16 protein-coding genes are annotated in these 20,494 nt (G+C 60.4%); 3 read left to right on the forward strand and 13 right to left on the reverse strand.

The annotated features are described in order from the left end of the window. Positions 1-14: 14 nt before the first annotated feature. Positions 15-959: an NAD-dependent epimerase/dehydratase family protein gene (locus tag CAL26_RS25875; RefSeq protein ID WP_179283482.1), complete on the reverse strand. Its 945-nt coding sequence runs from the start codon at positions 957-959 to the stop codon at positions 15-17. Between the two features lie 296 nt (positions 960-1,255). On the opposite strand from CAL26_RS25875, the gene CAL26_RS25880 reads away from it, so the two are divergent. The 3 genes from CAL26_RS25880 to CAL26_RS25890 all read left to right on the forward strand — a co-directional run bounded on the left by CAL26_RS25880 (position 1,256) and on the right by CAL26_RS25890 (position 7,262). Continuing rightward, positions 1,256-3,763 carry a rhamnan synthesis F family protein gene (locus CAL26_RS25880; RefSeq protein WP_094849485.1) on the forward strand — a complete coding sequence of 836 codons (2,508 nt, stop codon included), beginning with the start codon at positions 1,256-1,258 and terminating at the stop codon, positions 3,761-3,763. Positions 3,764-3,784: 21 nt separating this feature from the next. Further along, positions 3,785-5,692 carry a hypothetical protein gene (locus tag CAL26_RS25885; protein WP_094849486.1) on the forward strand — a complete coding sequence of 636 codons (1,908 nt, stop codon included), beginning with the start codon at positions 3,785-3,787 and terminating at the stop codon, positions 5,690-5,692. A gap of 241 nt (positions 5,693-5,933) precedes the next feature. Next, positions 5,934-7,262: a hypothetical protein gene (locus tag CAL26_RS25890; RefSeq protein WP_094849487.1), complete on the forward strand. Its 1,329-nt coding sequence runs from the start codon at positions 5,934-5,936 to the stop codon at positions 7,260-7,262. A gap of 174 nt (positions 7,263-7,436) precedes the next feature. Here CAL26_RS25890 and CAL26_RS25895 read toward each other — a convergent pair whose 3' ends face one another. From CAL26_RS25895 to rfbB, 12 genes are all read right to left on the reverse strand, one after another. Then, a complete protein-coding gene (locus tag CAL26_RS25895; RefSeq protein ID WP_094849488.1) occupies positions 7,437-7,841 on the reverse strand; it encodes a GtrA family protein in 405 nt (134 codons plus the stop codon). Continuing rightward, positions 7,838-9,148, reverse strand: coding sequence for an NAD(P)/FAD-dependent oxidoreductase (locus tag CAL26_RS25900; RefSeq protein WP_094849489.1), 1,311 nt, complete (start codon positions 9,146-9,148; stop codon positions 7,838-7,840). The genes CAL26_RS25895 and CAL26_RS25900 overlap by 4 nt, the downstream gene beginning before the upstream one ends. A gap of 1 nt (position 9,149) precedes the next feature. Beyond that, entirely contained in the window at positions 9,150-10,088 is a 939-nt protein-coding gene (locus CAL26_RS25905) for an NAD-dependent epimerase/dehydratase family protein (protein ID WP_094849490.1), read from the reverse strand. After that, positions 10,085-11,593, reverse strand: coding sequence for a hypothetical protein (locus CAL26_RS25910; protein ID WP_143277500.1), 1,509 nt, complete (start codon positions 11,591-11,593; stop codon positions 10,085-10,087). Before CAL26_RS25910 ends, CAL26_RS25905 begins: the two co-directional genes overlap by 4 nt. 16 nt (positions 11,594-11,609) lie before the next feature. Continuing rightward, positions 11,610-12,353: an SDR family oxidoreductase gene (locus CAL26_RS25915; protein ID WP_094849492.1), complete on the reverse strand. Its 744-nt coding sequence runs from the start codon at positions 12,351-12,353 to the stop codon at positions 11,610-11,612. Further along, complete coding sequence (locus CAL26_RS25920; RefSeq protein ID WP_094849493.1) at positions 12,350-13,666, reverse strand: FAD-binding oxidoreductase; 1,317 nt, start codon at positions 13,664-13,666, stop codon at positions 12,350-12,352. The genes CAL26_RS25915 and CAL26_RS25920 overlap by 4 nt, the downstream gene beginning before the upstream one ends. Beyond that, positions 13,666-15,096 (reverse strand): UbiA family prenyltransferase, encoded by a 1,431-nt coding sequence (locus CAL26_RS25925; RefSeq protein ID WP_218831579.1) that lies wholly within the window; start codon positions 15,094-15,096, stop codon positions 13,666-13,668. Before CAL26_RS25925 ends, CAL26_RS25920 begins: the two co-directional genes overlap by 1 nt. Before the next feature lie 12 nt (positions 15,097-15,108). Next, positions 15,109-16,950, reverse strand: coding sequence for a glycosyltransferase family 2 protein (locus CAL26_RS25930; protein WP_373454526.1), 1,842 nt, complete (start codon positions 16,948-16,950; stop codon positions 15,109-15,111). Between the two features lie 110 nt (positions 16,951-17,060). Then, a complete protein-coding gene (rfbC, locus tag CAL26_RS25935) occupies positions 17,061-17,618 on the reverse strand; it encodes a dTDP-4-dehydrorhamnose 3,5-epimerase (RefSeq protein ID WP_086067427.1) in 558 nt (185 codons plus the stop codon). Beyond that, positions 17,615-18,511, reverse strand: coding sequence for a glucose-1-phosphate thymidylyltransferase RfbA (gene rfbA, locus CAL26_RS25940; RefSeq protein WP_094849495.1), 897 nt, complete (start codon positions 18,509-18,511; stop codon positions 17,615-17,617). The genes rfbC and rfbA overlap by 4 nt, the downstream gene beginning before the upstream one ends. Continuing rightward, positions 18,508-19,425, reverse strand: coding sequence for a dTDP-4-dehydrorhamnose reductase (rfbD, locus tag CAL26_RS25945; RefSeq protein WP_094849496.1), 918 nt, complete (start codon positions 19,423-19,425; stop codon positions 18,508-18,510). Before rfbD ends, rfbA begins: the two co-directional genes overlap by 4 nt. After that, on the reverse strand, positions 19,422-20,492 hold the full coding sequence (rfbB, locus tag CAL26_RS25950) for a dTDP-glucose 4,6-dehydratase (RefSeq protein ID WP_094849497.1): 1,071 nt from the start codon (positions 20,490-20,492) through the stop codon (positions 19,422-19,424). The genes rfbD and rfbB overlap by 4 nt, the downstream gene beginning before the upstream one ends. Positions 20,493-20,494: the final 2 nt, after the last annotated feature.

Consider the following 20,494-nt stretch of genomic DNA (forward strand, 5'->3'; position numbering starts at 1 on the left):
TGAAAAACGCCGAGCTACGGCCGCTCCATGCCCTTCCAGTACATTGCGCAGCCCTGTTCAAGGCTGATTTCCGGCTTCCATTGCGTAGCGCCGCGGATCTTGTTCACATCCAGGTATATCGCCCGCACATCAAATGGACGGGCCGGCCCAAATTTGATTTTGGGTTCCAGTCCGGTTACTCGGGCGACGTGGTCGATGACATCGCGCAAGGAATGGCCGACGCCGCTACCGACATTGAACAGATTGAACCCCCGCAACTCCGCGACCGCCAGCATGGCGCGCACCGCGTCGTCCATGTGGATGTAATCGCGCACCGCGCGGCCGTCACCCCAGATCTCGATGGCGTCCCCATTTACCACCTTGGAGAATATGGTCGGGATGACACCTTGAGTGCCGATCAATGTCTTGCCGAGGCCATATGGGTTCGAAAGACGCAGAACTGAAATGTCGAAATCATGCAGGGTCGAATACAGCCGCATGTAATTCTCAATGGTGGCTTTCACGACACCGTACGACGAGATCGGGCGCAGGACATGGTCTTCGCGGACCGGCAGCTCTTCCGGATTTCCGTATACCGTTCCGCCTGAAGACAGAAAGACCAGCCGGCGCACCTGTGCCGTGGCCATGGCGTCCAACAGCCTTAGCGAGCCAACCAGATTGGTTTCCACGTCCAATATGGGATTCGCATTGGAAGTTCCCGGAATGGTGGAACTGACCAGGTGATAGACCAGATCCACGCCCGCGAGCACCTCGCTATAGGCGACTTGGCCGGCAATATCCCCTTTTACGTATTCCACGCCGCCATCGACGCCGGACGTGCAACTTCTGCCCATGACCCGCACCTGGGCCCCCGCGCGCACCAGCGCCGCGGTCAGATGGCAACCGATAAACCCATTGCCGCCCAGTACCAGGATTCTCTTGCCCGCCACCGCGGCAGCCGCGGAAATTGGCTCGATCAACGTCACACTCCTAATGGAAAATACGAAGAGGGTGTTGCCCCCATTCCGGCGTGGGGGCAAACACCAAGGCCTCATCAGAAGACGAAGCTCAGGGCCGCCCGGCGCTTAAGCACGATGACGGCTCGCTTTGCTAGTCGGCGCGGCGCGAAGCCGGGTATTGTACTTGAGGGTATTTATATGGCTGGCATCACGCCCCCTTCAAATTGTGTTTGACCACCACCATCTGTTAGTAAGCTCGGGGGCGCGGCTCAGCGGCCGAACTACAATCGCGGTGATTCAAGCTTTGTAGCATTCAAATGGACGACAACAAGGCCGAACACACCGGCAACAGCAAGGATCTTCGCCTCTCCGGTCGCGTCATGCGACACGTTATACGTCGGTACGCATCGCGCATCAGGCGGCTGCTGGGCAGGCTGCTGGGGCGCGGCAGGTCCCCGGGGGCTGTCGACGTCGGCGACTTCGACCGCATGTACTACCTCAAGCACAATCCCGATGTGGCGGCTAGCGGGATAGACCCCTACCAGCATTATGTAATGCACGGTAAGACCGAGGGCCGCATCGCGGCGCCGCTGCGCCTGGGCTCGACCATGGGATTCCAGCGCCTTCCACGCGACCGTGATAGCGTGCTGCTGGTTTCGCACGAAGCTTCCCTGACTGGCGCGCCCGTATTGAGCTGGAACCTGGCCGCCGAACTGACGTCCCGCTATAACGTGGTCGTATTGCTACTGGGCGGTGGACCCCTGGTCGACGACTTCACGCGGACCGGAGCAGCCGTGGTCGGACCGTTTCGGAACATCATCCAGGCGCCGCAGATCGCCGACTCCGTCCTCGACGAAATCCTCGAACAGGTGCCGCTAAGCTTCGCGATAACAAACAGCGTGGTGTCCACCGCGGTATGTGCCGCCCTGGCGGGAAGATTTATCCCCAACGTCCCGCTGATACACGAGTTCGCGGCCTACACAAGGCCGCGCGGTCTTTTCGAAAGCGCCGCGCTATGGTCCGGACAACTGGTGTTCTCTACCCGCCTGACGCTGCAGAATGCACTTGAAGACGAGCCGGCGGTCGCAAAGTGCCGGCGCGAGATTATTCCTCAAGGGCTGTGCCGGCTTCCACCGCGGGAGATCGTCGAGCAGTTGCCGACCGAACAGGGCGAACGCCTCAAGCAAGCCATCCTCGGCCCGGCGCCACGCAGTGATGAATTCGTCGTCCTGGGGCTGGGAACCGTTCAGCTGCGCAAGGGCGTGGAACTCTTCATTGCCGCGGCGCATCGCATGGTCATGCTGGACCCGACCACGAATTTCCGGTTCGTCTGGATCGGACCCAACTTCCGCCCCGCGAACGATTTCGAGTACTCCGCTTACCTAGTGGATCAGATAAAGCGGTCGGGGCTGACGGAACGACTCACCATCCTTCCCGAGACGCCGGATATCGAAGTCGCCTACGGCGTCGCCGATATCCTGCTGCTCAGCTCGCGCCTGGATCCTTTGCCGAACGTGGCGCTGGACGTCATGAGCCGGCGCATTCCCCTGGTCTGTTTCGACCAGACCACTGGGCTGGCCGACGTGTTGGCGGACGAAGGATTGGGCGACCGCTGCGTGGCCGCGTATCTGGACGTCCACGATATGGCGGACAAGGCCTTGGCCTTCGCGCGCGATGCCGAGTACCGCACGGCCACCGGAGCGGCACTGCAAGAGATCAGCCAACGACGTTTCGACATGGGCCGCTATGTCACACAATTGGAGGGACTCGCGGCGATCCGGCGGGCGGAGATCGATGTCGAGCGGGACCAGGCGCAACGCATCGCGAAGGCGCAGTTGCTGGACCCGGCGTTCGCATTGCCACCCACCGTCATGTACCTGTCCCAGGAACAGGCAGCCAATTTTCACATACGCTGCTGGACCTCCGGGATATCCCGGCGCAAGCCCTTCCCCGGCTTCCATCCCGGCGTGTATCGCGAAGCGGGGATGCCGGACGGCGATACGCAGGATTCGTTGCTGCATTACATCGAGGCCGGCCGTCCCGACGGCCCCTGGTCCACCGAAGTCATCACCGAACATAGCCCCTTGGTGGAACCGCCCGCCGGAGCACGCATTGCCTTGCATCTGCACGTGTATTACGCCGACATGCTGCCTGCCATACTGCGCGCATTGGAAGGCAACAATACGCTGCCCGATCTACTGATCAGCGTTCCTGCCGACACCGTGCGCCAACAAATAGCCGGTGCGCTGCAGGGCTATCGTGGCAAGGTGGCACGCGTGGCGGTCGTGCCGAACAGGGGCAGGGATATCGGCCCCATGCTAACGGAGTTCGGCGACTTGATTCGTGACGGCTATGACGTCTTCGGACATGTACACACCAAGAAGACCGTAGACATCGCCGACGTGCGTGTCAGCGAGAAATGGACCGACTTCCTCTTCGAGAACGTGCTCGGCGGCGCCCATCGCATCGCAGATCGCATCGTGGGCAGACTTGCCACGGATCCGGGGCTCGGCATGATATTCCCGGATAATCCCGGTTGCATAGGCTGGGACAAGAATAGGCCCCATGCCGAGGCGCTGGCCGCCCGCCTGGGTATCCTGCGACTCCCGACCGAGTTCAACTTTCCGGTCGGGACCATGTTCTGGGCCAGAACGGATGCGCTGCGCGCATTGCTGGAGCTGGAATTGGCATGGGAAGACTATCCCACCGAGCCCCTGGGCTATGACGGATCGATGCTGCATGCCCTGGAACGCCTGCTACCTTTGATCGTGCAGAACGCGGGAAAAAAGATCGCGGTCACGAGGTGGGGCAAATCGAATCGTTAATCACTTATTGAAAAGCAGCAGATGAGAGTACGCCGTACACCGTACCTGAGCAGGACCCTGCGCGTCGCCACGCTGGCCGTGCTCGTGTATACGCTGGCCTGCCTGATGATCCCGTTCGACCCCGCGATGCCGGGATCCGGCATCGATCCGTCATGGCGCTATGCCCTCAACGAGGCAGTGGCCCGGCACTTCGTTTTCGGCAAGGATCTGATCTTCACCTTTGGTCCATATGGATCGCTGTACACCCAGATGTACCATCCCGCCACGGACGCCCGCATGCTCACCGGCAGCGCCTACCTGGCGCTGTGCTTCATCGGGCTGCTGGTCTGGCTGACCCGGCGCATTAACGTGGCATGGCGGCTCCTGCTGATCCTGCTGTTCGCGGGCGCGACGTACCTGACGGACGCGCTGTTCTTCGCCTATCCGCTCATGGTGGCATTGCTCGCCTACCGCCTGGCGACACCGCCTGTCGATGAAGCGGATCGCCCGGCTGCCCCGCGTGGCACTGCGGCGCTGACGATCCTCCTGTTTTCGCCGTTGGGGCTGATCCCGCTGGTCAAAGGCTCCATGTTGCCGCTCTGCGTGGCGGTAGCCGCGCTCTCCTTCCTGTACGCGCTGATACACAAGCGTCGGGGGCTCGCCGCCATATACATACTCTCGCCGATTACCTCCTTGATCCTGCTGTGGACCGGTGCGGGACAACCCCTACAAGCGCTGCCCGGATACTTCTGGAACATGGTCCCGATCATTTCCGGCTATACGGAAGCCATGATCTTCCCGGCGCCTGGAGCCGCCAACGAGAAATACGTGTATGTCGCGACCACGTTGATGGTCCTGGCCGCGCTGCTCACGGCGCGGCGGCTCCCGCTAGTGGCCCGTCTTTACTTGGTGTCGGCATTCACCTCTTACCTATTCCTCTGCTTCAAGGCGGGTTTCGTCCGTCATGACGGCCACGCGCTGATCGCCCTGACCGGCGGGCTGCTAGGCGCCATACTTGCACGCACGGTCGTAGACAGCATATTGATTCGCGTGGCCACCCTCATCGCGATCGGCGGCGTCGTCATCGGCATGAAGACCTACATTGGCCCACCCATTCAGCAAACCTACTGGCGCATGGCCGAGGTGTATCGCTCGGGACCGACGGGTCTGCGTCTGCGGCTCAAGGATCCGGAACGACTGGAACGCCATTTCGGGCGCACGCGCGACGTGTTGCGCAAGGAAGGCGACATGCCCTTGATGCAGGGCACCACCGACGTCTATCCATTCGATCAGGCCTACCTTCTGGCAACGCAGAATCAGTGGGCGCCGCGTCCCGTACTGCAAAGCTATTCTGCCTACACGGAGTCGCTGGAAGAACTGGATGCACAGCATGTCGCCGGCAACCACGCACCGGACAACATTGCCATGCGCATTTTCTCAATGGACGGACGTTACCCCTCGCTGGATGACGGCCCCAGCTGGCCGATCTTCTTCGCGAGATACGAATTCATCTCGCGGTCAGGCTTGTTCTCTTATTTGCGCAAAAAACCGGATTTCGTAGCGCCGATATACACCGAACTTGCGGACCTGACGGCCTCGCAAGGCCAATGGGTCGATGTGCCCAAGGCGACGATGATTTACGTGAAGGTGCAAATTCGCCATACCCTCAAGGGCAAGATCATTGCGCAGCTATACCGCCCCTCGCCTCTACGCATACGTGTTAGGCTGGAAGATGGTACGGTGCGCGACTATCGGCTGGTCTCGCGGATGGCCGCAGCAGGTTTTGTTTTGTCGCCCTTGATCGAAACGGGAGAAGACTTCGAGAACGTCTATCGGGCACCACAGACGCTCGCCAACAAGGGCGTAAACGCGATGCAGATTGTGGCCGAGTATGGCGAAACGCAGTGGGCCGACACCTATGGCTTGAAGTTCTACGCGGTCAGCCCATAGTCGCCGGACCAAGCCCTTACTGCCATATCCACAACATCGCTGCCCTGATCCCATAATCGGCCGATATCCTCTCGACCTCGAGGCCGCAGCCTACGGCGCTGACGGCTTAGAGTCGAGCTGAGTCGCCTCGAGCGGTGTTGCTCATTCCCGCCGGTACGACCTTTTGAAGCTCTACCATATCAAGGATGATCCCGTACAGCGCTATCATTCGGCCTCAATGAATCAGAATAAAGGATAAGAAGTGGCCAAGGTCATTGCCCACATACGCTTGCACGCCCTAACTTGGCTGTGTATGGTAATCTGCGCCGCCGCAACCCTGATGGGCATTCTCCAAGTCGCGCGGAGAATGCGGGTGTTCCCCTACATCGATGATTGGTGGTACATCTCGCCTTTCATCAAGGGGTTCAACTGGAGCTTCGTTGAGTATCTTTTCCAGCTCCACAACGACCACCGCATCCCTATCCAGAAACTTCTGCACGCCAGCCTTCTATGGGCAACCGGCTATGACTTTCGCTATCTGGTCGCACTGAATTTCCTGGCTGCTGGCGCTGCTGCGGTCTTCCTGGTTCTAGCCGCGAAGAACTATCGCGGGCACAACAGTCTGGGAGACCTAGCGATTCCATTCCTGCTCTGTATATTTGGAGCATCGTGGACATTTATAGGCTTTAACTTCCAGTTCCTCTCCTGCATTTTGTGTGCGGCAGCGTTTCTCTATTTCGTATCCGTGTATCAAGCCCATGGGCGTCAGAGAGACATGGCGATAGCCCTCTGGGTCATGTTCGCATGCTCTTGGTGCGGCATGAATGGCGTCGTATTATCCCTGATATGCCTCGCTGGGACTGGAATGTACATTTTCCTCAATCGTCCGCGCTTTGGGTTGTCGGTGTGGGCCGTGCTCATTGCCGGCGTGGCCTCGTGCATCCTCGTGATTGCATTATGGCGACCGTCGCCCGTCAGCGATGAACTGGCTACTCTGTTCCAGATTCTTCGCTTCTCTTGGCAGATGTCGGCAGCAAGTCTGTCGCAGTGGGCGTCCCCACATAAGTTATTGAAGTGGGCCGTCATAGCGGCGCTTTGCATTGCAGGGCTCTGGAGTTACATCAGAACGCGAGCGTACAAAACACCTTTCGGGGCTGCGCTTGGATCTGTCTGGGTAGCATCGTTTATGTTGATCGCCGCCGTCGCGAAAGGGCGCGCAGGACAAGGGCAATGGAACTCCGGATTCGACGGCCATTACGGTTATCTCGCGGCGTTAATTCCGGCCCTTGCCTGGATCGCTCTATCTGTATCGAAGCGCATGGCGCAGGGTGCATCGCTGCTCGTAGCTGCATTCTTCGGGATAGCCGCCGTCCATAATTATGTGTGGAGGATTGACTATGCTAGATACCAGGAACCTACGTTCGTGATGGTTCAGAAGAAAATCGCGTCCAATGTGCCGGCGTTAGAGATCGTCAACGAGGATTTCGATGCTCTCTATATGGGTGATAACCGCGCTGCATTGAAGCAGTATCTCGCCACTTCCATCGATGCTTTGCGCACACATGGTGGAGCAATATATCGGCCTCGATGAGCAACGCTGTGTATTAAAAATGGAAGAGCAGATGCTCGGGCACTAAAGTGTCCGAGCTGACGCGGCGGCGCTCCTTGGCAATTCGCCTCACCCCCTCCAGTCCGAGGGAGTCTGATTACCGCGCCGCCCACACCGGCCAGCGGTCAGTTCTGACCGGCGTTGACAACTCACCAGCTACTTGAACGTTACCATTTTGTGCCCAATGTAGCTCGTCCCGATAGGGAACAACACCCCGATCAAGTGGGCGATGGCTTGGGCGTGCGGCACGCCAAGCGGGCCGAACACCCACCGCACTAACGCGATACTGATTACCAGGGTCTGCAGTACCGCCAATAGGTTCACAGCGGTGAACTTGGCCACCTGTGGACCCAGGCGCCCCTCGCGCGCATCGAATACGAGTGTCCGCATAAGCACGAAGGCTACGATCATCCCGACGATATACGCGCAGACGATGGCCCAGGCGTAGGGGAGCCAGAGGCTGAAGGCAAAGCGCGACCCGTAATTCGCAGCCGCAGCGATCCCGCCTGCTATAAGGAAGCGGCCGAACGGGCTGGCTAAGAGCCCCAGCAGCTTCCTCATGCCCCACCCGCGCCTTCGGCCATCTTCGCCATGTTGCGACCGAACCCGATGCTTTCGGAGATACCCCGATCCTCGGGGTAATAGTAGGAGGTGTCCGCCACGAATAGACCCGTAATCGGCAAGGCGACCGGCGGAAGCTTGTCCAGATAGCCGGGATCGCATATCGGTTGGGCATACCGATAGCGGCTCGCCCGCATGGCGATGAAGTCCGCGTCCGTCAGATCAGGATTGATTTTCTTCAGGTAGCCCCTCACTTTCGCAAGGAAGACCTCATCCGGGTCCTGATAAGTGGGATGTTCGCCCGGGAGATAGAACGGTACGTAGACCACCGTGTCTTTCAGGGGGCGCAGGTTGGTGTATTCGACGACGCCCGGGATGTCCATGCCGGGGTCGTTGGTATTCAACCAGAAATTCCGGGTGACCGGCTTGCGCAATTTCGCGATCACGCACACCACCGCGATATTCCGGATGTCCTTGAATTTCTGGAGCACATCAGCCGGCAGGTCGGGGATGACGCGCGGGACGAAGGGAAGCGGCACGGTGCTGACCACCGTATCGAAAGCATGGAATTCGCCCCTGCTTTCGAGACCCTGCACGCGACCCTCCGACAGCACGACGCGCGACACCGGCGCGCCCAGCCGAAACTCGCCGCCGTGTGCTTCGATATCGGCGCGCATGGCCTGGAGCAGCGTCTCGGAGCCGCCCTCCAGATAACCCAGCTTCTCGCGAAACAGGTCGTAGCGTGACCGGCCGATTCTACGCACCCTGCTCCATATCCAGGCGGCGGACAGGCCTTCCGCGTAATCATAGAATTTGAGATCGAAAAGCTTGCGCCACAACACCTCGTAGGCTTCCTTGCCTACCCAGCGCTTTATCCAGCCAGTTGCCTCCAGCTTGTCGAGCGGCCGCCAGTCCTTGCGCTTGGTCGACAGGAATGCATGCAGGCCGTAGCGGAACTTGGCCACCATCCCCAGGCCCTTGAAACGCAGCAGCGCAAGAGGATTCCCCCAGGGCTGCTCGCGCCCCTGATAGAAATACCCCATCTTCGTCTCGACCCAATGCATCTTGCTGGAAAGACCAAGCTCGTCCAGCATCTGTAGGAAGGCGGTGTCCGAAGTGCAATGGAAATGGTAGTAACGCTCGATGGACAGCCCATCGAAATCGAAGGCGGCGGTCATGCCCCCTATGCGATCATCGGCTTCGAAGACGACTGGGTGATAGCCGTCCTTGGCCAACTGATAGGCCACCGCCAGGCCCATGGGCCCCGCTCCCAATACCGCGATACGCTTGCCCGCTCCGCTGCTCATGTCAAAACTCCAATTCGATCTGGCTGTAGCGAGGATCGTTGAAGGTTTCGTCAATGGCCTGCGCGAATGGCGTATATCGGACGCCGAAAATACCGGGCCAATCGATGATCTCGAACTCGTCCTTGGCGACGAGGGCCTCCAACTGCTGGGTGGTGAACGGCGGATTGCTATCGAAGATTGCCCAGGTCCTCAGCAGGAAATGGAAAAGTCCATACGGTATCTTGACAATCGCCGCGCGGGCGCCGGTCACCCGCTTGATATTGCGGATGATATCGATGTAGTCAATGTATTCCTGCCCAGAGATATTGAATATCCCTGGGCCTTTCCGCTGCTCGATGCAGTTGATAATAATGTCGCAGAAATCGCCCGCATAGAGCGGCTGCCGCATGAAGCGCCCGTCTCCAGGAATCGGGAACACGGGTACTTTTTTCATGAAGCGGGCCAGCCAGCCCAGGTGCTTGCGGTCGAACCAACCGTACATCAGCGTTGGGCGCAGGATGGGGCAAGGGACGCCGCTATCCAGCACCAGGCGTTCCTGTTCACGCTTGCTGCGCGTGTAGAAATCATCGGCCACTGATTCCACTACCGATGAACTGATGTGCACCAGGTAGGGGGCGCTGCCTGCCTTGATTGCTTCGAGCACCAACCGCGTGGAATCCACGTTGTTGCGCTGGAAGTCGCGATAGTCGTTTCCACCGATCTGTGCTTGCAGCATGACGACGACAGCGGCGTCCTCGATGTGGCGCATCCATGTGCCTGGTTCGGCGATGTCCGCGAACTCGACGACGATATCGGGCTGCACGCGCCGTAATACTTCGACATTGGCCCGGTGCTTGTCCAATACGACGATATTGGTGTAGCCGCGCGCCTTCAGTCTTGCCACCAGGTTCTGGCCCACCAGGCCCGCGCCGCCCGGCAGAACGATTTTCTCCGTCTTCATTCAATCTTCCCAGATTGCCGGGATACACCCGGCATATTGCTCTCACGCACTCTTGATACGCACGCTGCAAGAAGCGCCAGTGCTCCTATGAGCATCGCTACAAATGCGTGCGCAAGCAATTCTTGTACAAGGGCATCGAGTCGGCCCTTGTGGCGTGGCTTATCTTCAGCCGGCATTATGGCAGCCGGCAGGGTACTTCGTATGGCAGGATCGTCCAACAGGCCTTGCAGGCGGTCAGGCCTGGGATACGGGATATCGAGCAGCGCCTTGCCGAACAGGAAACTCTTGTCGCCCGTCTTCAGGTATCCCCGCACATTACTCAACTCGGTCATGCTATTCGCCACCTTGTCCGCCAATTGCTCTTCGATACGGCCCCATTGCTTGTACATCGCGAAGGCGACGTAGATCACCCAGATCACGCAGACCGCGGCGCGAACCGCGCGCCGCCACCTGGCTTGCCCCAGGGACCACATCAAACAAACAAAATTGACCAGCAACCCGATCGCATACAGATCAAGGTACCTAGAACTGCGCACCAAGACGGACCTGCCGTAGGCCAGGCTGACATCCTGGCCCCATACCCACACGATCAATGCGATAAGAAACCAATGCACTGTCGCCACAGGCTCCCGGCGCCGAAGCCATTGCAGCACCAGATAAGCAACGGCGGGTATCTGCAGAACCGTGGCGATCAGGAGCTGCGGCTTTCCGGGCCAACTGAGGCCGACCTTCAGGGCATGCACGAACTCCATTATGGAGTGCGCCTTCATCTCGGCGTTCTGGGCCACATCCGGTGTGAGAGCATACCCAATCACAAACAACGCCGCGAGCAGCATTGCAGCCGTCGCGCCGGTCCCCTTGCGGCGTTGCCCCCATATGCATTGCGCGGCCGTGACGGGCACGGTTGCGGCCAATGAGAACAACCCCGACGCCAGCGACAGGCATGCCAGGATGGCAAAGCCTAGCCCTATCCACCACGCCTTGGAAAATGAAGGACTTCCCACCAGCAGCCACAAGGCAATGAAGCTGAATAGCAGATTGAAGTAATACTGCGTCTGAAAGCCTGCCAAGGTGTTTTCCCAGGCGTACGGGATGCAGAATAGGACCAGACAGAAAATCAGCAGCGCCCAGCGCTGCCATTGCGAGAGCGCCTGGTTTAGGTAAGAGAGCAGCAATACCAGCACGCCAACGATGACCACAGCATTCAGGACCATCTGCAGCAGTGGATTCCACGAGCCATTGACAATGAACAGCCCCAGCGCAAAAAGCCGCGTGGTCAGGATACGGTGTTCATTATGCGGCTCGAATAGCATGGCCCAGCTGAGGTCGCCCTTGACGTAAGGTCCATACAAGGTTGCGGCCTCGCCATCCCATTGGTCCCAATACGGCACAGGACTGCCATGGTGGTGAATCAGCCACCAGCGCGCGCCGACGAGCAGTAGCGCAAACCCCAGCAAAGCCAGGGGCGTTACGCAGCGGTTTCGTGATTTGTCGTGTCGATACATTGCATGCGAGACACGATCACAGGTTGCTGCGCTTCAGTATGAAACTCGGCAGCAGCCGGATCACTGTCATGATCAAGCGCCAGAACCCCGGCGTGTAAAGCACGTCCTTGCGCCGGCTGATGGCGCGAACGATGTCGGCGGCGACCTTGTCCGGTTGCGCGGTCAGTTTCGTGGGCAGGTCCAACCCCGCCGTCATGGGCGTCGCGACGAATCCTGGCTTGATGGTCAAAACGTGCACGCCGACCTTAAACATGCGCGCACGCAACCCGGATGCATAGGCGCCGATGGCCGCCTTCGCCGCGCCATAGAGATAATTGCTGCCTCGCCCGCGATCGCCCGCGACGGATCCGATGACCGCGAGTACGCCCCGGCCCTGCGACTCGAAGCGATTGGCAAGCGCAGCCAGAAATGCGATCGCGCTTTCACCATTGGTCCGAAACTCCCTCAACGCATACTCCCAGTCCGTTTCGGTTCGCGTCTGGTCCGGCAGCGTGCCGTGCGCAACCAAGGCTACGTCCACCGGCGGCAGGGCCTGCCACGCGGCCATGCACATGGCCTCGATGCCCGCGTAGTCGGTCGCGTCCATGCAATAGGTCTGAACCCGCGCCGCGCCACGCGCTTGCAAGTCGGAGGCGACCAAATCGAGTTTTTGCCGATCGCGAGCGACCAGAAAGAAGGAGGCCTGCTCGCGGGCGTAGCGACGGGCGACCGCCTGCGCGATCGCCGAGGTTGCGCCGACAATGACTATATTCAGACTCATAGGGCCACACGTTTCCAGAAGTGGGACATCAACACAGGATCGCGCACCGCTTCCACCTTTTCCCAGGCGGGATAGGCCCGCTTGAAATGTGCCGCGCTCATATGGGCGTCCTTGGCGGGATATAGCCTTCCGCCTGCCTCGTCCACCAGGGCGTCCAACCGGCCGAAGAGGCGGCCGATCGACGGTTCGCGCTGCGGAAAATCCAGCGCCAGCGAGGCACCCTGCATGGGGAAAGACATCCATCCAGGCGATAGCGCCGGGCCGCATTGCTTCAACACCGCCAGGAATGATCCCATGCCGCTGCGGCCGATCTCCCGCAGTATCTCGCCGATCACCGGCTCCGCGTCGGACGCCGGGACGACGCATTGATATTGTTGAAAGCCGCGCCGCCCATACATGCGGTTCCAGTGCAACAGCTTGTCCAGCGGATAGAAGAACGGATCATATCCAACCAGCGAACGTCGCTCCCGCCTCCGCTGCCGGTGGTAATACAGGGAATTGAATCCCTTGAGCGTCAGCCCGTTCACCAGCGAAAAAGGCGGGTCCACGGGTATGGAGAGGCGTCCAGGCCTCGCTGGAAGCCGGTAACCGCGAGGGGCGTGGTCCCCGCTTATGTAATGGCCGCGTCCCATGGCGCGTCCGGTGGCCAGGCAGTCGATCCACGCGACGGTATATTCGTGGGCGGCATCGTGCTCCCGGCTGAGCGCGAAGAACTCGTCAAGCGCGCCGAACCGTATCGACCGCTGCGCAATCATGCCGGAACCGACGGGACGCAGCTGCAGCTCTACCGCCTGGATGATCCCGGTCAGACCCAGTCCGCCTATCGTCGCCGAGAAGAGATCGGCGTTTTGCTCAGGGGTACAGATCACCTGGCCGCGGTCGGTGCGCTCCAATACGATACGGCGGACGTGCTGGCCGAACGTACCCATGACGTGATGGTTCTTTCCGTGGACGTCGTTGGCGACGGCGCCACCCAATGTCACGAACTTGGTGCCGGGCGTGACCGGCGGGAACCAACCGCGCGGCAAGCCCAGGTCGATCAGTTCCGCCAGGGTGACGCCAGCCTGGGCGAACACCCTGCCGGTATTCCAGTCGGCTTCGATGAAATTGTCCAGGCCGCGCATGGCGATGACGCGATCGGACTCGGCCAGGCAGGAATCGCCGTAGCTGCGGCCACAGCCGTATGCCAGGGTGCGACCCACCGCGCCTTCGACGTGGCGCGCCAGCAGGGGCGCCACTTCCCAAGGCCAGGACGGCGCATCCGCGGCTTGCAGTCGCCGCGGATAACGCCCCCAGGACAAGCGGGCCGCCATCAGAAGCTCGCTGCCGCGAAGGACAACAGGAACAGGGCCCCGACCCATCGGCTTAGCCGGTCGCGGAAGGCGAAGACGATGGGATCGTCATGCATTTCGCCTCGGTGGGCCAGCAGCCAGACCCGGCTCAGCCAGAACAGCAACAGGGGGCAGGCCGCCCACATCCATTCCGGATGGCGATAGAGCTCCCAGTGGCTCGCATCGTTGATGTACAAGGCCAGGACCAGGACGGAGATATATCCCGCCGCGCCGCCCAGGGCGGCGAGCAGTTCGAAGTCGGAAGGGTAATAGCCGCGCCCCGCGGCCTTCTGCACGCGGCCCTCCAGGCGCGCGTCCCGCAATTCCGTGTAGCGCTTGACGAAGGCCAGGCTCAGGAAGACGAACATGCAGAACGCCAGGATCCAGAACGTGGGCGCGAGCGCCAGGGCAGCCGCGCCCGCGATCACACGCACGGTGTACAACATGGCCAAGGTGACCACGTCCAGCATCACGACCCGTTTCAACCGCAGGGAGTACGCCAGCGTCAGCACGTAATACACCGCTAGAACGGCAAGGAATTGCCACGGCAGCAGGATGGCCGCCATGACCGCCGCCCCTACCAGCAACAACGGCATGATGACCAATGCGTGCATGATGGGCATGGAGCCCGCAGCCAGCGGCCGGAAGCGCTTGCTGCGATGCAGCCGGTCATCCTGCAGGTCCAGCAGGTCGTTCAGCAGATAGACGCTGGAGGCGCAAAGGCTGAAGGCCAGGAACGCGACAGCTCCCGCCAGCAGCAATTGCACGTCGAAGACTTTGTGCGAAGCCACTAAGGGCACGAACACCAGAACATTCTTGGCCCACTGATGCACGCGCAGCGCCTTCGCGAGCACCTTGAAATAGCGCTGGCGATTATCGAAGACCTCGCCGACCGTGCCCAGCTTGCGCGCCGCATTCAATACACCGCTTCCCGCATTGGCAACGTGTATGCGAGAGGCCGCCTCCCATACTTTCAGGTCCGGCGTGGCATTGCCGACATACTCGAAACCGCGCGGACCATACCGTGCGACCAGCGCATCGCGCTTGTGGGACGCCGACAGATTCACACCGGTGTCTGTCCCCAATACCTCGTCGAACAAAGTCAGATGATCCGCGACACGCCGGGCAATGCGATGGTCGGATGCGGTGGCCAGCACCAGCTTCGCCCCTTCCCGACGCCGCGTGTGCAGCCATGACACCACGGCTTCGTTATAGGGCAGGCGGGTCGCGTCAGGCAGCACCGCGTCCGCCAGCCGCGTCTTGAAATAGGCCTTGCCTTTCAGCAGCCACCGAAACAGTGCAAACACCCGTAATGGATGCATGCGCAGGAACAGGAACAGGTTCTCGACCAGCATGTCAGTGAGAACCAGTGTCCCGTCGAGGTCCACAACGACATGGGCAGGCTTCTTCATTTCAGACATCATTCACCCGTGCAGCGAAGGAATGACCGGCGTGGCCGCAATCCTGGGCGGCCACGCATAGGAGAAATCCTCGTAGTCGCGGGTCAGGTTGGGGCTGTACGCGGGGTCGGCAGCCAGGATGCCGGGCCACGTGGATTTCATGTATTCCGATTCGGCCTTGAACCTGGCCTTTTTCTCGGGGGTATCTTCAAAGCCGCGCGTGACCGACTCATGGTGGTACAGCTCGGCATAGCCGGCGTAGACATTTCGATATCCCGCTTGACGAAGGCGTATGCAGAAGTCCACGTCGTTGAAGGCCACCGACAGTTTGTTTTCCTCCAGCCCGCCGACTTCCTGGTAAATCTGCTTGCGCACAAGCAGGCAGGCCGCGGTGACCGCGGACATTTCCTGTGTCAGGATCGCACGAAAGAAATACCCAGGATGATTGCGCGGGAAATGCTTGTGGCCATGACCGGCAATGCCGCCCAATCCCAAAATCACGCCGCCATGTTGCAGCAGGTTATTGGGATAAAGCAGTCGCGCGCCCACGGCGCCGATGCCGGGTTGCAGGGCCAGCGACACCATTTCCTCGAGCCAATCGGGCGAAATGACTTCGATATCGTTGTTCACCAGCGCGACGAACTCGCCGCGCGCCATGGCCACGGCCTGGTTGTTCAATGCCGAATAGTTGAAAGGCCTGTCGTCCCGCACAACGGTGACGCCATCGGTACGCGCCAGCTCGCCGAAATATCGCAGCGCCGCGGGATCGTCCGAACCGTTGTCCACCAGGATGATCTCGTAGTTCGTATACCGTGTCTTCTCGCGGATGCTGTCGATGCATTGCCGCACCAGAGCCTCGCCATTGCGAGTCGGGATGATCAGCGACACCAGCGGCAAAGCTTCCGGCAGCTCATAGTGGACCCGATAGTAGCCACGCGGTTGCAGCGTCGCGCGCGCCCGCACGCCGATGCGGCCCAGATGGTCGTTCAGCGCTTTTTCGCCCGCCACCAGCGCATAAGGCTTGGCATCCCCCGCCTGCGCGGTGCTGCTGGCATGGATGCGCCAATGATAGAGAACACGGGGAACGTGGATGATCTGCTCCGGCCGCAGCGTTTCCACATAGCGCAAGGCGAGATCGTAGTCCTGAGCGCCCTCGTAACCCAGACGGAAACCACCTAGAGCCTTCACCGCGGCGGTCCGATACGCGCCAAGATGGCTGATCAGGTTATAGGACAGGAATAATGTGTAGTTCCAGTCCGGCTTGAAGTGCGGCTCGCGCCGCTCATCCTTTTCCGTGATCTTGTCTTCGTCGGAATACACCAGTCCCGCGCCAGGATGCGTGGCGATGGCTTCGGCGATCCAGAACAGCGCGTGCTCGCTCAGAAGGTCGTCGTGATCGAACAGGCATATCCATTCGCCGCTTGCCAATTCCAGCGCGGAGTTGGACGCGGCGGAAATATGTCCATTGCGATCCCGGAACACGATCTTGATGCGTGCATCCTTGGCCCGGTATTGCTCCAACGTTTCGCGGATGCGTGGATCCCCGGACGCGTCATCCGCGATGCACAATTCCCAATCGGGATAGATCTGCTTGCGAACGGACTCTATCGCGGCCACCAACCACTTCGGGTCGGGGTTGTATACCGGCATCAGCACCGAAATGGTGGGCCGCAGGGGCATCTGCGCCACGGCAGCCGTCAAGGCCTGCCGCGTCTCGTCGGTCACGGTGTCATAACGCGCGACCCATTTTTCGTAGTTGTTCCTGTCCAGCGACGAACGACCGGACACGAGGGTGCTGATGAACGTCAGGCCTTGACGAATGCCAGCCACGCCGTCGCGGCGATACATGGCCCACGCCTTGCGCATGACATTGCGTGCACCTCCCAGTTGGCGCAGGCCGCGCCGCAACGACGTCACAAGCCGCAGTGGTTTGAGCAGCTTGTCCTTCCACGGATTGCCTGCTTGAGTCGCTCGGTTCATTCAAAGAGGTCGGCGTCGGCCAGCTTCAATCCCAGCTTGTCCTTGTCCGACAGCCGGACTTCGGCGCCCCGCAGCTGATCGAGAGGCCACTGGATGGACAACGAGGCGTCGTCCCATGCAATGGTGCGCTCCGCCTGCGGCGCGTAATAATCGGTCGTTTTGTACAGGAAGTCCGCTGTGTCGGACAGCACCAGGAACCCATGCGCGAATCCCTCAGGGATCCACAGCATTTTCTTGTTTTCCGCGCTGAGCGTTTCGCCGACCCATTGGCCGAAGGTGGGCGACGATTTGCGCACGTCGACCGCCACGTCATACACGGTGCCTATCACCGCTCGCACCAGCTTCCCCTGCGCCTGCGAAATTTGGTAGTGCAATCCCCTCAGGACACCCTGTACCGAACGGGAGTGGTTGTCCTGTACGAAATCGACATCGCGGCCGACAGCCTCGGCGAATTGCCGCCGATTGAAGCTTTCAAAAAAGAAACCGCGATCGTCGCCGAATACTCGCGGTTCGATGACCAGAACATCAGGGATGGCGGTGGGAGTGATCTTCACGTACGAACCTCGTTCTTCAACAGCCGCATAAGATATTGCCCGTAGCCGTTCTTTGCCAATGGCAGCGCAAGCTTTTCCAGCTGCGCCGCGTCGATGAAACCTTGGCGGTAGGCGATTTCCTCAGGGCACGCCACTTTCAGACCCTGGCGGTGTTCTATCGTTTCAATGAAATTGCTGGCCTCGATAAGGCTTTCATGTGTTCCGGTATCCAGCCAGGCATAGCCGCGGCCCATGATTTCCACGGACAGCTGGCCCCGCTCCAGATAGATACGATTGGCATCGGTGATCTCGAGTTCGCCGCGCGCGGACGGTTGGAGATTGGCCGCAATGTCGATGATCTGGCTGTCGTAGAAATACAGGCCGGTCACCGCGTAATTGGATTTGGGCTGCTTGGGCTTTTCTTCCAGCGACGTGGCCCGCCCCGAAGTGTCGAAATCGACCACGCCATAGCGCTCCGGATCGTGCACGTGATACGCAAACACCGTCGCGCCTTCATCGCGCTTCATGGCGCCTTCCAGCTGGACATGCAGGTCATGTCCATAAAAAATGTTGTCGCCCAGCACCAGTGCCGACGGTGCGCCGTCCAGGAAATCCTTGCCTATGATGAACGCCTGCGCCAGGCCGTCAGGACTGGGCTGCACGGCATATTGCAGATTGACGCCCCACTCGCTGCCGTCCCCCAGCAATTGCTGGAACCGGGGAGTGTCCTGCGGGGTGGAGATGATCAAAATGTCGCGCAGTCCCGCAAGCATCAATGTCGCGAGCGGGTAATAGATCATCGGCTTGTCATAGATAGGCAGCAACTGCTTGGACACAGCCTTCGTGACCGGATAGAGCCGGGTACCGGAGCCACCGGCGAGGATGATGCCTTTACGTTGTCGTTGGACGGTCATGGTTTGTTCTCGGAAATTTCAGCGATCATGCGCTCGACGCCCGACTGCCAGGCAGGCAGGGACACACCGAAGGCGCCACGCAACTTTGCTGTGTCCAGCCGTGAATTCAGGGGGCGGCGGGCTGCCGTCTTGTAGGCGCTGGTGGGCACCGGGGCGACCTTATCCGGCGTGGCCTTCAAATCGAAGCCGCGCGCCAGGGCGACGTTCAAGACCAGTCTGGCGTATTCATTCCAGGATGTCTCGCCAGCCGCCACCAGATGATAAAGACCGCAAAGAGCGGGGTCGCCAACCGCGCGAACCATGGCATGCGCCGTGACATCGGCGATCAGGTCCGCCCCGGTCGGCGCGCCCTTCTGGTCGTCGATGACCGACAAAGCGTCGCGCTCGCCCGCCAGCCGCAGCATGGTTTTGGCGAAATTGCCGCCACGCGCGGCATAGACCCAGCTGGTACGGAAGATCAGATGACGGCATCCCGCCGCCACGATGGCTTGCTCACCCTGGAGCTTGGTACGCCCATACACGCTGACCGGCCCGGTGGCATCGGTCTCGCTCCACGGCTTTGTTCCAGAGCCGTCGAAGACATAGTCGGTGGAATAATGCACGAGCAGCGCGCCCGATGCGGCGGCTTCGCGCGCGAGAACGCCTGGCGCCAGGCCATTCAGCAACTCCGCCTGTTCCACATCGGTTTCGGCTTTATCGACGGCCGTATAGGCAGCGGCATTGACGATGACGTCGGGCCGCACCGCGCGAACCGTCCGGGCCAGGCTGTCCAGATCGCACAGGTCGCCGCATAGCGTATGGCCGGCGGCGTCCATGGCTTCCCGCCCAAGGGCGACCAGTTCGCCCAACGGCGCCAGCGCCCGCTGCAGCTCCCAGCCGACCTGACCATTCTTGCCTAACAGCAGTATTCTCACTGTTCGCGGCCCGTGTAGTTCTTGTCCAGCCACTGCTGATACGCACCGCTCTGGACGTTGGCCGTCCAGCCGGTGTTCTCCAGATACCAGGCCACCGTTTTGCGGATGCCCGTTTCGAAGGTCTCCGCCGGTTTCCAGCCCAGCTCGCGTTCGATCTTTCCTGCGTCGATAGCATAGCGCCGGTCGTGTCCGGGGCGGTCGCGCACGAAGGTAATCTGTTCGGCGTAGGAGCGGCCGTCCGCGCGCGGACGCAACTCATCGAGTATCCCGCAGATCGTCTTGACGACGTCCAGGTTGGCCTTCTCGTTCCAGCCGCCTACGTTATAGGTCTCGCCAAGCTTGCCGCCGGCCAGCACGGTGCGGATGGCCGAGCAGTGGTCCTTGACGTAAAGCCAGTCGCGGATCTGTTGTCCGTCGCCGTAGATAGGCAGCGGCTTGCCGTTCACGGCATTCAGGATAACGAGCGGAATCAGTTTCTCGGGAAAATGATAGGGGCCGTAGTTATTGCTGCAATTCGTCGTCAGGACAGGCAGGCCATACGTGTGGTGCCATGCACGGACCAGATGGTCGGACGCGGCCTTGCTCGCCGAATAGGGACTGTTGGGTTCGTAGGCGTTGGTTTCCGCGAAAGGCGGGTCGGAGGCCTCCAGCGAGCCATAGACTTCATCCGTCGACACGTGCAGGAACCGGAAGGCGGCTTTTTCCGCTTCCGGCAGCGTCGACCAGTAGCCGCGCACGCTTTCAAGCAGGTTGAAGGTGCCGACGACATTGGTCTGGATGAACTCGCCCGGGCCGTCGATGGAGCGGTCGACGTGCGATTCCGCCGCGAAATTGACCACCGCGCGCGGTTTATGATCGCGCAGCAATTGGCCGATTATCTCGCGGTCGCCGATGTCGGCCTTGACGAAGGTATAACCCGGCCGGCCGGCCAGCGTGGCCAGGGTTTCGAGATTGCCCGCGTAGGTCAATTTATCGACATTGACCAGCGCTTCGTCCGTTTGCGCGAACCAATCCAGCACGTAATTTCCGCCGATAAAGCCCGCGCCACCTGTCACCAGTATCGTCATAT

The organism is Bordetella genomosp. 9 (genome assembly GCF_002261425.1).
In the GTDB taxonomy this organism is placed as follows: domain Bacteria; phylum Pseudomonadota; class Gammaproteobacteria; order Burkholderiales; family Burkholderiaceae_B; genus Bordetella_C.